Raw genomic sequence first — 13600 nt, 5'->3', positions numbered from 1 at the left:
CGCGTGCGCCGGCTCCGGATGCCGGCCCGTTCAACGTTCGTCTCGTTTATGTCCGTAATTCCGAATTCCGACCCACCCGGTTCGTCCGCGAACCCACCCAAGCTTCATCGCGCGCTGAAGGCGCGCCACCTGACGATGATCGCCATCGGCGGCTCGATCGGCACGGGCCTGTTCGTCGCGTCCGGCGCGTCGATCTCGCAGGCCGGCCCCGGCGGCGCGATGCTCGCGTACATGCTGATCGGCCTGATGGTCTACTTCCTGATGACGAGCCTCGGCGAAATGGCCGCGTTCATGCCGGTGTCGGGCTCGTTCGCGACCTACGGCGCGAAATACGTCGACGAAGGCTTCGGTTTCGCGCTCGGCTGGAACTACTGGTACAACTGGGCCGTGACGATCGCGGTCGAACTCGTCGCCGCGCAGCTCGTGATGCACTACTGGTTCCCGGACGTGCCGGGCGTCTGGTGGAGCGCCGCGTTCCTCGGCGTGATGTTCCTGCTCAACGCGCTGACCGTGCGCGGCTTCGGCGAAGCCGAATACTGGTTCGCGCTGATCAAGGTCGTCACGGTGGTCGCGTTCATCGGCGTCGGCCTGCTGATGATCTTCGGCATTCTGAAGGGGGCGCCGGGCAACGGCTGGGGCAACCTGACGATCGGCGACGCGCCGTTCGCGGGCGGCCTGCCGGCGCTGATGGGCGTCGCGATGATCGCGGGCTTCTCGTTCCAGGGCACCGAGCTGATCGGCATCGCGGCCGGCGAATCGGAGCACCCGCGCACGACGATCCCGCGCGCGGTGCGCCAGGTGTTCTGGCGGATCCTGCTGTTCTACGTGCTGGCGATCTTCGTGATCGGCGTGCTGATTCCGTACACCGACCCGAACCTGCTCAAGAGCGACGTGACCGACATCGGCGTGAGCCCGTTCACGCTCGTATTCCGCCACGCGGGCCTCGCGTTCGCGGCCGGCGTGATGAACGCGGTGATCCTGACGGCCGTGCTGTCGGCCGGCAACTCGGGCATGTACGCGTCGACGCGGATGCTCTACAACCTCGCGACGGAAGGCCGCGCGCCGAAGCTGTTCGCGAAGCTGTCGCCCGGCGGCGTGCCGCGCAACGCGCTGTACGCGACGACCGCCGTCGGCGCGCTGTGCTTCTTCACGTCGCTGTACGGCGACAAGACGGTGTACCTGTGGCTGCTGAACACGTCGGGCATGACCGGCTTCATCGCGTGGCTCGGCATCGCGATCAGCCACTACCGGTTCCGCAAGGGCTACGTGAAGCAGGGCTACGCGGTCGACCAGCTGCCGTACCAGTCGAAGTGGTTCCCGTTCGGCCCGATCTTCGCGTTCGTGCTGTGTCTCGTGATCGCGCTGGGGCAGGACTATCAGGCGTTCCTCGCGAACCGGATCGACTGGGCGGGCGTGACCGCGACCTACGTTGGCATCCCGCTGTTCCTCGTCGTGTGGCTCGGCTACCGGCTCCTGTACAAGAGCCGCTTCGTGCGCTACGAGGACATGGAGATCAAGCCGTGGGTCGCCGCGAACCGCGGCGCGCAGATGCCGCGCGTGACGAACCGCGAAACCGCGGGCTGATGCCGGTGCGGCCGGCTGCCGCGGGATGCGCAACGAAGACGGGAAGCCCGCGGGCTTCCCGTTTTTTTTGTCGGCTTTGCCCTGCACGGGGTCAAAGCCGGTTATATTTCCCGACCCTACCGGGCCACGGCCCGGCCGGCGCGACGCGCGCGGCGCGGATCGGGCATCCGGCGCGCGCCTGTTGCGGCGGCCGGCGGCGCCCGGCGTTTTCATCGTTCCGCCGGGGCCGGCACGGCCCCGCGCGCGGAGCGCGCAACCCAGAGGAATCCATGAGCGCATCACCCGCCGAGCGGAAGGCCGGACCCGTTTCCATCGTGCGAATCGAAGCCGCGATCAACGCGTGGCGCGAAGTGTATCCGCCGGCGCCGGACGGCGAGGACGGCTACGCGCTCGACGCCGGCAGCAACTGCCTGGCCGAGCTGTACGGCGCGATGATCTGCTATCGGCTGCCGGACGTGCCGCTCGATTCGCTGAGCGACGCGCAGCGCGATGCGCTGTACGCCACCGAGGCATGACGCGCGGGACGATGCCGCGACGCGGCGTCGATGAAGCAACGGGAAGCCTGGCGGCTTCCCGTTTTGCTTTGCGCGGTGCCGGACGCGGGTGCGAGCGCGACGCGGCTCGCACCGGTATCGGTGCGCCGTGAGGTATCGTCATGGCATCGGGAGCAGGCGATCACGGGACGACCGGCGAGGGACGTGTCCGCACGGGGCCGAATGAGCGTCCGTCGCCTGTCCGGGAGGGTTCGAAAATGGAGTTGAGACACCTCCGCTACTTCGTCGCGGTTGCCGAGGAGCGGAATTTCACGCGTGCGGCCGAGCGCCTGCACATCGCGCAGCCGCCACTCAGCCGGCAGATCCAGCAACTCGAGGAGGCGCTCGGCGTGCCGCTGTTCGAGCGCAACGCGCGGCCGTTGAAGCTGACCGACGCGGGGCGGTTCTTCTATTCGCATGCGGTGCAGCTGCTCGCGCAGACGACCGAGCTCGAATCCATGACGAAGCGGGTCGGCAAGATCGAGCGGAGCATGTCGGTCGGTTTCGTCGGCTCGACGCTGTACGGGATGCTGCCGAAGATCATCCGGCGCTTTCGCAGCGAGTATCCGGCCGTCGAGCTGAGCCTGCACGAGATGTCGACGATGGACCAGATCAAGGCGCTGAAGGAAGGGCGCATCGACGTCGGGTTCGGGCGCATCCGTCACGAGGATCCGAGCGTGCGGCGCGTCGTGCTGCGCGAGGAGCGGATGATCGTCGCGCTGCCGGTCGGTCATGTGCTCGACGGCGCGAAGCCCGTGCTGTCGCTGCACGATCTCGTGAACGACACGCTGATCATCTTTCCGAAGGCGCCGCGGCCGAGCTATGCGGACCAGGTCCTCGCGGCGTTCCACGATCGCGCGCTGCAGCCGCGGCGCATCTATGAAACGCGCGAGCTGCAGATCGCGCTCGGGCTCGTCGCGATGGGCGAGGGCGTGTCGGTCGTGCCGCACAGCGTGTACGGCCTGAAGCGCGACGACATCAGCTACAAGCCGCTCGACGATCCGAACCTCGTGTCGCCGATCATCATGAGCATGCGGATGCTCGACGAATCGGAGGACATCCGCGCGATGCAGGCGCTGATCTACCGGCTCTACGACGAGTCGCAGATGGAGTATCTGCCGCCGCAGCCCGAATGAACGCGCGGGCGGTGGGGGCTTGCTTGACGCTGCGCGCGTCGCCGGGCCACCATCGTCGGCATTCGCGGCGGCACGCGCGCATGCGGCCGCCTTCATGCAGACGACGACACACACATGACTGAAATCGTGACCGAGGAGACCTGGGTCGAGACGCCGCAAGGGCGCCTCTTCGCGAAGCGCTGGCGCGGCGCGTCCGCGCAGGCATTGACCGCGGATGAGCCGGCTGTGCGCGAGCCCGCGCCGATCGTGCTGCTGCACGATTCGCTTGGCTGCGTCGAGCTATGGCGCGACTTTCCCGCGGAACTCGCGCGCGCCACGCAACGCGACGTGATCGCCTACGACCGGCTGGGCTTCGGCCGGTCCGACCGTCATCCGGGGCAACTCGGCACGACGTTCGTGCGCGACGAGGCCGATCACGGATTCCGTGCGCTGCTCGAACGGTTCGGCATCGGTGCGTTCGTCGCGTTCGGGCACAGCGTCGGCGGCGGCATGGCGGTCGGATGCGCGGCCGCGTATCCGGCGCGTTGCCGCGCGCTGGTGACGGTCGCCGCGCAGGCGTTCGTCGAGGATCGCACCCTCGACGGCATTCGCGACGCGGGGCAGCAGTTCGACGCGCCCGGCCAGCTCGACCGGCTCGCGCGCTATCACGGCGACAAGGCCGAATGGGTGCTGCGTGCGTGGGTCGACACGTGGCTGTCGCCGGCGTTTCGCGGCTGGAGTCTCGATGACGGACTGCCGCGCGTGCGCTGCACGACACTCGCGATTCACGGCGAGCAGGACGAATACGGATCGGACGTGCATCCGAAGCGGATCGCCGCGCGCGTCGCGGGGCCGTCGTCGTTCCTGCTGCTCGATGGATGCGGACACATGCCGCATCGCGAGCGGACCGGCGACGTACTCGCGGCGGTTGCCGCGTTGCTGCGCGACGCGCACGCCTGAGCGCCCGGGTTCGATGCGGCCGGCGGGCCGGACCCGCCGGCGCTCAGAACGACAGCTGGATCGCGAGATCGATCGCGAGCAGCGCGATCGAGCAGCCGATCCCGAGGACCACGTTCGGCAGGCGGTGCTCGAAATCGCGATGGTCGCGGCGCATCGCGGCGCCGAGCAGGAAGATCGCCTCGACGATGATCTGCAGCCCGACGAACAGCAGCATCAGCAGATATTCGTAGCCCATCTGCTTGAACGCGGCGAATTGCATCCCGTGATCGCGGATCCACTGGCCGACGCGCAGCAGTTCGTATACGAACAGCAAGGCGGGAAACAGGTAGCTGATGAAGTACGTCGGCGCGGTGGCGTGCCGTAGTTCGAGGTGGAAGTGCTGATGTGTGGTAGCCATCACGAAGCCCTCCTTGCAACGCATGATTGCGGTCGCGACGGCCGCGCGACGACGTGCGGACTAAGGGATTGCCCGATGCGTCGGGGGCGGCCGTACGACACCAGCATACTGCTGCGCGGGAAATTTGGCATCCCGTCCGTGCGTTCGTTGTAAAAATCCCTGCGCATCGCGCGGCGAAATCAGCGGTCGTCGCTCGCGCCACGCGATGCGTCGGCCGGCTGCGTGTCGCCCGCCGTGCCGGGCAGCAGCCATTCCGGATGGCGTTCCAGATCGCCGGCCAGCGCGCTCAGTGCGCGCGACGTGCGCGTGAATTGCGTCAGCGCGTGGTGCACGTTCGATGCGGACGCACCTTCCCCGAGCGTCGCCTGCGCGGCCGTGAACGCCTGTCGTGCGGCAACCAGCGCGTCGCGCGCATGCGGCGCGAGTTCGGTATCGAGCTGCGCGAACAGCCCGGCGGTGTGCGCGAGCGCTGCGTTCACGCGCATGCCCGCGCGATCGAGCGGCAATCGGGCCAGTGTTCCGGCGATATCGCCAATCTGTACCCGCAGCGCGTCGAGCGTACCGGGCACGGTCGGCAAGGCGATCGGCAACCGGTTGGTGTCGACCGATGCGGGCGGCGCGTTCGGGAACATGTCGAGCGCAACGTACGAGCGGTTCGCGATCACGTTGCCGACGCGCAGCTGGCCGCGCAGGCCGCGCGCGACGAGCGTGTGCAGCAGCGTCTTGCCGGCCTCGGAGTCGCCGTTGCCGAGCGCGTCGCGGTAGCGTTGTCCGAGGCGATCGGGATAGAGGGCCATCGTCACGCGCATCGTGACGTCGCCGCGTCGCGTGTCGTATTCGGTGTCGACCGCAGTCACGCGGCCGAGCTCGATGCCGCGAAAGTCCACCGGCGCGCCGACGTCGAGGCCGCGCAGCGAGCGGTCGAAGCGCATCGCGACCGGTGCGGCGGGCGCGTTCGGCGTGCGCATCGCGTCGATCTCGTCGTCGGCCACGCGAAAGCGCGCGCCGTCCGGTGCCGCGACGATCGCCGTGCGTCCGGGCGGCGCCGCGAACGCGAGTCCGCCGGCGAGCATCGCGGCGAGCGACGGCGTGTCGAGTTTCATGCCGCCCGCATCGAGCCGCAGGCCGACGCCGCCCGCTTGCCACCAGCGTGCGTCGGCGTCGACGTAGCGATCGAACGGCGCGGCGACGAACACCGCGATCGACACGCCGCGCCCGTCCGGATCGAGCGCATAGCCGGTCACCTGGCCGACGCGCGCGCGCCGGTGGTAGACCGGCGAGCCGACCGCGACCGTGCCGAGCGTTGCCGCGCGCAGCGTGTAGCGGCGCCCGCGGCCGTCTTCGTCGGCCGGCGGCGCATCGAGCCCTGCGAAGGTCGTGCGCCGTTCGCCGGCGTTGCCGAGTGCGGCCGCGATATACGCGCCGGACAGCACGGTATCCAGCCCGGAGATGCCGGCGGGGCCGACGCGGGGCCGCACGATCCAGAAGCGTGTGCCGGCGCGCGCAAGCGCATGCGCGTCGGCGTTCAACTGCACGTCGACGCGCACGCCTGCTTGCCCGCGCAACGCGCGAACCTGCGTGACGCGGCCGACCTCGACGTTGCGCAGCCGCAGCGTCGACCGGCCGGCTTCGAGCCCGTCGGCGCTCGCGAAGGTGATCGTGATGACCGGCCCGCGGTTGCCGAGCAGGGGGACGCCCCACGCGACGAAGCACGCCGCGGCCGCGAGCGGGACCAACCAGATCGCCGCGCGCGGCCAGCGGGCGCAGGCGCGTGCGACACGGGCGCGCGCGTCAGTCGAACTGCGCGACGAGCGCATCGGCGCCCTTGTCGATGCCGGTTTTCGCCGCGCTCAGCGCGCCGAAGCTCGCGCCGATGTTCATCGCGTTCGGATACTGCTTCGTCACGTACGCGTTGATCAGCCGGTTCGTCGCCGCGTCGCGGATTTCCACCGCATAGATGACGGAACCCGTGAATGCGCCTTCGCGCCCGCGTATCGCCTGCACGCCGTTGTAGAGGTTGCCCGCGAGGTCGAAATGCGCGAACGCGCCGGCGAAGGCCGTCGTCGTCACCGCGCCCGTCAGCGTCAGCTTCACGCGCAGCGTGTCGGGGGCGGGTGCGTTCGTCAGCTCGAAGCGCTTGCCGAGCTTTCTGGCGAACGTGTCGCCCATGTAGGCGGCGAGCGTCGCCTTGTCCTGATCGCTCAGGTTGCCGAACTGATTGTCCGCGCCGCGGTACACGGCGACCGGATCGAGGATCAGCTTCCGGTAGCGATGCCAGTCGGCCGGCAGCGCGTAGCGATACGGGACGCGGCCGGACGTGTCCTGCGGATCGCCGCGCAGGTACGGGGAAGATTCGATGCCCGTATAGCGGGCGGGCTGGACGCCGGCGCACCCGGCGAGCGCGACGCAAAGCGCGATGTGGGTCAGGTGGCGGGAGGCGGTCGATCGGTTCATGCATATCTCCGGGTCGGGATCGCGCCGGCGATCGGCGCGAAGGGGTAGCGGGTTTAAAAAACCGGATAGGCGGTTTGTTTGTGGGGCGGAAATGCCCCATGAATTCGGGGCGCGACAGGGTATTGCGATGCCGGTCATCGGCCGGAAAGCCCCGCCACAGGCGGCGCTCGCGTGCCGATGGCCGGTCCGTGAAGCTGCCGCGTTGCGGCCACGGGCGACGCGGCAGCCGATCGTAGCACCGCCGTTTTAGGATGTAAACCGACCAGGCGGTTTGTTTGTGATAGACTCCGCGCACTTCCTGCATGCGGCCGCGCCGGTTCGGCGCCGCCGCATCGCGTCACTTCATAGCGGGGAAAGGTCATGGACAATCCGACGCGTTCCGGGCGAACGCGCACGGCCGCGATCCAGGCGGCGCTCGCGATTATCGAGCGCGACGGCCCGGGCAAGCTCACGTTCGATGCGATCTCGCGCGAAAGCGGCATCAGCAAGGGCGGGCTGATGCATCAGTTCCGCACGAAAGGCGACGTGCTGAACGCGCTGATGGAGCATCAGCAGGACTACTACGAACGATTCCAGCGCGACTACCTGGCCGCGCGCGATCCGGACGAAGCGCAGCCGACGCTGTCCGCGCAGATCGCGACGATGCGCGAAGTGATCGACCAGCAGCCGTCGGCGGCGCTCGCGATCATGGCGGCACTCGTCGAGAATCCCGAGCCGTTGCAGAAGGTCCGCGACACCGATGCGAAGAATGTGCAGCGCATCGCCGCCGAATCCGACGATCCCGATCTGGCGCTGCTGCGCTGGAAGGCGGCGTGGGGCATCGCGCTGTCGGCGATGTTCGGGCTGTGCCCGCTGTCGGCCGACGAGCGCTCGCGCCTGTTCGACCGGCTGCTCGACGAGACGCAATGGCCGGCCCGCGGCGCGGAGACGGCGAAGCGCCGTGCATCGGCGGCCAGGACGTCGAGGAAGCCATGAAGCGCACGTTCGTTGCATGCGGCGTGGTGCTCGCCCGCTTCAGGCGCACGCTGCTTGCGGTCATACTCGGGCGGCTCTGAGCGCCCGACAGGCGGCCGCGGCCGTTCACGGCTTCGCTTGCGCGCCTTCGACGAACAGCCTTGCGACCGACTGGAACTCCCGCTTCAGCGACAATCCCGGCACGGTCAGCCAGCGCAGCATCGCCGCGAGATACAGGTGATGGAACCACGTGGCGAGCTGGTCGGCCGCCAGTGCCGGGTTCAGTTCGCCCGCCTGCTGGCCGGCCGCGATCAGCTGCTGCCACATGAGCGCGATGTCGCCGCCGTTTTCCTTTCCGCCTTCCGCTTGCGCCGCGCCGATGCCCAGGAACCGATGCCGCAGGTACGCGAGCAGGTACACCGGATGCTGTTCGCACCACGCGGCCGACGCATCGAGCACGCAGGCGATCCGCGATGCGAAGGTTTTCCGTCGCGCGACGTCGCGCTGCAGATGGGCGAGATCGCGCGCGAGTTCCCCTTCGAGCCAGTGCGCAAGCACGGCTTCCTTTGTCGGGAAGTGGTTGTACAGCGTACGTTTCGCGACGTCGGCCTGCGCGGCGATCTGCTCCATCGTGACGGCATCGTAGCCGTGCGCATTGAACAGGCGTGCGCCGGTAGCGGCGAGATGCGCGAGCATCTGGATGCGCTTGCGCGCGCGGCGGCCCGGATCGTCGGTCGTCATCGGCATGCCTCGGGGATTGACGGAAAGTGTACGAATTGCATTAGTATACGACGTGCATTTTTTGGAATCCACTCGCTTGCATTGTGCACGAGGAGTCACGCATGAAGCTCGTCATCGCCACCTACGGTACCGAAGGCGACACGCGCCCGCTCGCGGCGCTCGGCCGCGCGCTGCGGGATGCCGGCCATGAAGTCCGGTTGCTGGCCGACGCCGCGACGCTCGCTTCGACCGCCGCGCTCGGCGTGCCGTCCGCGCCGTTGTCCGGCGATATCCGCGCGGCGATCGCCCCCGAGGGCGCGTTGTCCGATGCGGTGCGTGGGCGCGGGGGCTTCAACGACACGTCGAAGGCGCTCGCGGCGATCGCGAATGCGAACACGGCTGCGTGGATGCGCGAAGTCGCGGACGCGTCGGCCGGTTGCGATGCGATCCTCGTGTCGGGGCTGGCGTCGTTTGTCGGGCTGTCGGTTGCCGAGTATCGCGGCGTGCCGGCAATCGGCACGGGGATGATCCCGATCACGCCGACCGCCGCGTTCGCGTCGCCGTTCCTGCCGCCGGCCAAGGTGCCGCGCTGGCTGAATCGCGCCAGTCACCGGTTCGTGAACGCGCTGCTGTGGCACGCGTTCAGCAAGGCGACCAATGCGGCGCGCGCCGGCGTGTGCGGATTGCCGCCGCGCCGGCGCGTGTGGACCGATCATCCGATGCTGTACGGCGTGTCGCCGGTGCTGCTGGCCGATCCGGCCGACTGGCCGTCGAATGTGCTGGCATGCGGTCAGTGGCGCATCGACGCGCGGGCGTGGACGCCGCCGCCCGCGCTTTCGGCCTTTCTCGAGGCGGGCGATCGGCCCGTGTACATCGGTTTCGGCAGCATGGCCGGGTTCGACCGGGCCGCGCTGGCCGACGCGCTGGTGCAGGCGCTCGACGGCCGGCGTGCGTTGTTCCAGCCGGGCTGGAGCGGCATCGACGCGTCGATGCTGCCGGCGCACGTGTGTGTGATCGGCGAGGCGCCGCACGACCGGTTGTTTCCGCATACGTCGATGGCGATCCACCACGGCGGGTCGGGCACCACGCATTCGGCCGCGCGGGCGGGCATTCCGTCGGTCGTCGTGCCGTTCGCGGGCGACCAGTTCTTCTGGGCGAACCGGCTGCAGCGGCTCGGTGTGGCCGATGCGCCGGTGGCGGGGCGCCGTGTGGATGCCGCCGCGCTGGCACGCGCGATCGCGTTCGCGGCGCGTGCCGACACGCAAGCGCGGGCCGCCGAACTCGGTGCGCGGATCGCGCGGGAGGACGGGTTGCGTCTCGCGGTCGACGCGATCGAGCGTTCAGGGCGCCCCGGCGTGCACTGAACGCGCCCGGCGCGTCAGAAATGCCCGGTGAACCGGTAGCGGCTGCCCGGGTGCCACAGATTGGCGACCGACGCGACCATCCCCTGCGACCACGTGCGCCGATGCAGCAGCAGGCAGGGCTCGCGTTCGTCCATCGTCAGGTGACGGCGCGTTTGCGCATCGGGCATCGCGGCCTCGATCCGGTATTCGACACGCTGCAGCGGCGCGACGCGCGTGAGGTACTGGTTCGGCGTCGTCGTCGTGAAGTCCTGCAATGCGTATTCGGGCGCGCAGACCGGATTGACCCAGCGTTCCTCGAGCTGCACGGGCGTGTCGTTCTCGAAGTGCAGCACGCGCGAATGGAAGATCGGGCTGCCGGTGTCGAGCCGCAGCTCGTCGGCGAGCTGCGCATCGGCGACGGCCGCGCCGACCTCCAGCACCTGCGCACGATACGCATGGCCGCGCGCGGCGACTTCATCCGAGATGCTGCGGATCGCGACCAGCGTCGATTCGTATTTCGGCGACGCGACATACGTGCCGGAGCCGCGCGTGCGCGTGAGCACCTGCTCGGCCGTCAGCTCGCGCAGCGCGCGGTTGACCGTCATCCGCGCGACGTTGAATTCGCGCGCGAGCTCGTTCTCCGACGGCACCTGGTCGCCTTCCGCCCACTCGCCCGCATGAATGCGCGCGAGGATGAAATCCTTGATTTCCTGATAGATCGGTGTGGTCATTGCATTGCTGTTCAAGAGACGGCGGCCGTGTGCCGTCGCAGGCCGGCCTTCGTGCGGTGTCCGGGCGGAGTGTACCGGGTTCGACGCCGCGCGGGCCCGGCTGTCGGCTGGCGATTCGGGTTATTCCCGCCTGGATCCGGACCGCGGCCGCCGCGCCGGCCGGCGCGGCAAACGAAAAAGTATAGACAAATGCATGCGCGACGATGGCGTGCCGAACCCACGCAGAAAGCTGGATTTCAACTGCATGTAATGGTTAGCGAATTGAAATATAAGGGAAATTCGCTCATGGAAACAATCCGCCGACAATTAGAGATAAACACGGATTGCTGGCGGTGCCCTGGAAAAGGCAAAGTTGTATGTACAACTTCGGGGTCGCCGGACGGGCGGCTTCCGGGTTGAAAGGGTCGCGGCGGCGACGCCCGACGGGACCCGCGCCCAGTTCGCCTATGACAGGAACGCCATGAAGAAACTCGCGCTCAGTATTGCCCTTGCCTGCATCGCGGTCGGTGCCCACGCCAAGGATTGGTCGACGATCCGGTTCGGCGTCGACGCCAGCTATCCGCCGTTCGAATCGAAGGACGCAAGCGGCAAGGTCGTCGGCTTCGACGTCGATCTCGGCAACGAGATCTGCGCGCGCCTGAAGGCGAAATGCGTGTGGATCGAGAACGACTTCGACGGGATGATCCCGGCCCTGAAGGCGAAGAAGTTCGACGGCGTGCTGTCGTCGATGTCGATGACGCCGGCGCGCGCCGAGCAGATCGCGTTCTCCGACAAGTTGTTCAACACGCCGACGCGTCTCGTCGCGAAGAAAGGCGCGAACCTCCAGCCGACGGCCGAGTCGCTGAAGGGCAAGTCGGTCGGCGTCGAGCAGGGCACGATCCAGGAAACCTACGCGAAGACCTACTGGGCGCCGAAGGGCGTGCAGGTCGTGCCTTACCAGAACCAGGACGGCGTGTACCAGGACCTGATGTCCGGCCGCCTCGACGCCGCGCTGCAGGACGCGGTGCAGGCCGAACTCGGCTTCCTGAAGACGCCGCGCGGCGCAACCTTCGAATTCGCGGGCAAGGACATCGACGATCCGAAGACCCTCGGCAACGGCGCCGGCATCGGGCTGCGCAAGGACGACGCCGACCTGAAGGCGAAGATCGACCACGCGATCGCCGACATCATCAAGGACGGCACGTACAAGAAGCTCGAGAAGAAGTACTTCGCATTCGACGTCTACGGTGGCTGACCGTCCATGCGGCGCGCATCGGCTGTGGCGCGCGCCGCGTCTGTTGCCGGGTGCAACCCGCTTCGCGTGATGCGTCTGGCTTGATGAGCAGGTTGCATCAAGTCGTGCGCAGATATCGTTTGATGCGCGGTTAATGGCTATTGACAATCCAGCCACATCGATCTGGATCCCTTATATGATCTTCCAAGGATTTGGCCCGCTGTTGTGGGCCGGCACGGTCGAGACCGTGAAGCTCGCGGTGCTGTCGCTCGCCGCGTCGCTCGTACTGGGCCTCGCGGGCGCGGCCGCGAAACTGTCGACCAACCGGGTGCTCAGGTCGACCGGCACGTTCTATACGACGCTGATCCGCGCGGTGCCCGATCTCGTGCTGATGCTGCTGCTGTTCTACGGGATCCAGATCCTGCTGAACGACGTGACCGACGTGCTCGGCTGGGACCAGATCGACATCGACCCGTTCGTGGCCGGCGTGATCACGCTCGGCTTCATCTACGGCGCGTACTTCACCGAGACGTTCCGCGGCGCGTTCCTCGCGGTGCCGCGCGGCCAGCTCGAAGCGGGCTTCGCATACGGGATGAGCGGCTGGCGCGTGTTCCACCGGATCCTGTTCCCGCAGATGATGCGCTTCGCGCTGCCGGGCATCGGCAACAACTGGCAGGTGCTCGTGAAGGCCACCGCGCTGGTGTCGATCATCGGCCTCGCCGATGTCGTGAAGGCGTCGCAGGACGCCGGCAAGAGCACGCTCGATTTCTTCTTCTTCACGCTCGCGGCGGGCGCGATCTACCTCGCGATCACGACGGTGTCGAACGTCGTGCTGCACCACCTCGAGAAGCGTTATTCCGTCGGCGTCCGGAGGCTTGCACTGTGATCGAACTCATCGGCCAGTACTGGCAAAGCTATCTCTACACCGACGGCTACCGCTTCAGCGGCCTCGCGATCACGCTGTGGCTGCTGGTCGTGTCGATCGCGCTCGGTTTCGCGCTGGCCGTGCCGCTCGCGATCGCGCGCGCGTCGTCGAACCGCTGGATCTCCGGCCCGGTGTGGCTCTATACGTATGTGTTCCGCGGCACGCCGCTCTACGTGCAGCTGCTGATGTGCTACACCGGCATCTACAGCCTGCAGGTCGTGCACGACCACGTGCTGCTCGACACGTTCTTCCGAAACGCGATGAACTGCACGCTCCTCGCGTTCGTGCTGAACGAATGCGCGTATGCGACCGAGATCTTCGCGGGCGCGATCAAGGCGACGTCGGCCGGCGAGATCGAGGCCGGGATGGCGTACGGGATGTCGCGCTTCAAGCTCTATACGCGCATCATCCTGCCGTCCGCGCTGCGCCGCTCGCTGCCGAGCTACAGCAACGAAGTGATCCTGATGCTGCACGCGACGACGCTCGCATTCACCGCGACCGTGCCCGACGTCCTGAAGGTCACGCGCGACGTCAACTCCGCGACGTACATGTCGTTCCAGGCCTACGGCATCGCGGCCGTGCTGTACGCCATCGTCGTGTTCGCGCTCATCTGGGCGTTCCGCAAGCTCGAGACGCGCTGGCTCGCGTACCTCTCGCCGCGCAGCCACTAA

Annotated in this window: 14 protein-coding genes; 9 read left to right on the top strand and 5 right to left on the bottom strand. The window is 68.0% G+C overall.

Going from position 1 to position 13600, the window contains the following annotated elements; all coding sequences use genetic code 11:
* The first annotated feature begins 48 nt into the window (after positions 1-48).
* The 4 genes from DIE21_RS02990 to DIE21_RS02975 all read left to right on the top strand — a co-directional run bounded on the left by DIE21_RS02990 (position 49) and on the right by DIE21_RS02975 (position 4192).
* Positions 49-1584: an amino acid permease gene (locus tag DIE21_RS02990; RefSeq protein WP_124495874.1), complete on the top strand. Its 1536-nt coding sequence runs from the start codon at positions 49-51 to the stop codon at positions 1582-1584.
* A gap of 269 nt (positions 1585-1853) precedes the next feature.
* The gene (locus DIE21_RS02985) at positions 1854-2099 is read left to right on the top strand and encodes a DUF3717 domain-containing protein (RefSeq protein WP_006761486.1); all 246 of its coding nucleotides are present in this window, start codon (positions 1854-1856) and stop codon (positions 2097-2099) included.
* A gap of 236 nt (positions 2100-2335) precedes the next feature.
* Entirely contained in the window at positions 2336-3253 is a 918-nt protein-coding gene (locus tag DIE21_RS02980; RefSeq protein WP_012365478.1) for a LysR family transcriptional regulator, read from the top strand.
* A 114-nt stretch (positions 3254-3367) separates the two neighbouring features.
* Positions 3368-4192, top strand: a complete 825-nt coding sequence (locus tag DIE21_RS02975; protein ID WP_124495872.1) for an alpha/beta fold hydrolase — start codon at positions 3368-3370, stop codon at positions 4190-4192.
* 43 nt (positions 4193-4235) lie between these two features.
* On the opposite strand, the gene DIE21_RS02970 is transcribed toward DIE21_RS02975, so the two are convergent.
* The 3 genes from DIE21_RS02970 to DIE21_RS02960 all read right to left on the bottom strand — a co-directional run bounded on the left by DIE21_RS02970 (position 4236) and on the right by DIE21_RS02960 (position 7043).
* Positions 4236-4589: a hypothetical protein gene (locus tag DIE21_RS02970; protein WP_124495870.1), complete on the bottom strand. Its 354-nt coding sequence runs from the start codon at positions 4587-4589 to the stop codon at positions 4236-4238.
* Positions 4590-4768: 179 nt separating this feature from the next.
* Complete coding sequence (locus DIE21_RS02965) at positions 4769-6325, bottom strand: intermembrane transport protein PqiB (RefSeq protein ID WP_260432262.1); 1557 nt, start codon at positions 6323-6325, stop codon at positions 4769-4771.
* 55 nt (positions 6326-6380) lie between these two features.
* A complete protein-coding gene (locus tag DIE21_RS02960; RefSeq protein ID WP_124495866.1) occupies positions 6381-7043 on the bottom strand; it encodes a DUF3313 domain-containing protein in 663 nt (220 codons plus the stop codon).
* Between the two features lie 360 nt (positions 7044-7403).
* Here DIE21_RS02960 and DIE21_RS02955 point away from each other — a divergent pair, with 360 nt between their 5' ends.
* A complete protein-coding gene (locus DIE21_RS02955) occupies positions 7404-8018 on the top strand; it encodes a TetR family transcriptional regulator (RefSeq protein ID WP_124495864.1) in 615 nt (204 codons plus the stop codon).
* 105 nt (positions 8019-8123) lie between these two features.
* On the opposite strand, the gene DIE21_RS02950 is transcribed toward DIE21_RS02955, so the two are convergent.
* Positions 8124-8744, bottom strand: coding sequence for a TetR/AcrR family transcriptional regulator (locus DIE21_RS02950; RefSeq protein ID WP_124495862.1), 621 nt, complete (start codon positions 8742-8744; stop codon positions 8124-8126).
* 95 nt (positions 8745-8839) lie between these two features.
* Here DIE21_RS02950 and DIE21_RS02945 point away from each other — a divergent pair, with 95 nt between their 5' ends.
* Entirely contained in the window at positions 8840-10081 is a 1242-nt protein-coding gene (locus tag DIE21_RS02945) for a glycosyltransferase (RefSeq protein ID WP_124495860.1), read from the top strand.
* Positions 10082-10095: 14 nt separating this feature from the next.
* Here DIE21_RS02945 and hutC read toward each other — a convergent pair whose 3' ends face one another.
* Positions 10096-10791, bottom strand: a complete 696-nt coding sequence (gene hutC / locus DIE21_RS02940; protein WP_124495858.1) for a histidine utilization repressor — start codon at positions 10789-10791, stop codon at positions 10096-10098.
* A 460-nt stretch (positions 10792-11251) separates the two neighbouring features.
* Here hutC and DIE21_RS02935 point away from each other — a divergent pair, with 460 nt between their 5' ends.
* The 3 genes from DIE21_RS02935 (at position 11252) to DIE21_RS02925 (ending at position 13600) form a co-directional block, all read left to right on the top strand.
* The gene (locus DIE21_RS02935; RefSeq protein WP_124495856.1) at positions 11252-12025 is read left to right on the top strand and encodes an ABC transporter substrate-binding protein; all 774 of its coding nucleotides are present in this window, start codon (positions 11252-11254) and stop codon (positions 12023-12025) included.
* A gap of 175 nt (positions 12026-12200) precedes the next feature.
* Complete coding sequence (locus tag DIE21_RS02930) at positions 12201-12890, top strand: ABC transporter permease (protein WP_124495854.1); 690 nt, start codon at positions 12201-12203, stop codon at positions 12888-12890.
* Complete coding sequence (locus DIE21_RS02925; RefSeq protein ID WP_124495852.1) at positions 12887-13600, top strand: ABC transporter permease; 714 nt, start codon at positions 12887-12889, stop codon at positions 13598-13600. The genes DIE21_RS02930 and DIE21_RS02925 overlap by 4 nt, the downstream gene beginning before the upstream one ends.

Origin of the sequence: Burkholderia sp. Bp9140 (assembly GCF_003853425.1) — a bacterium.
Classification (GTDB): Bacteria; Pseudomonadota; Gammaproteobacteria; order Burkholderiales; family Burkholderiaceae; genus Burkholderia.
The sequence above is the reverse complement of the archived record's forward strand: the minus strand, read 5'-3'. Positions and strand labels throughout refer to the sequence as shown.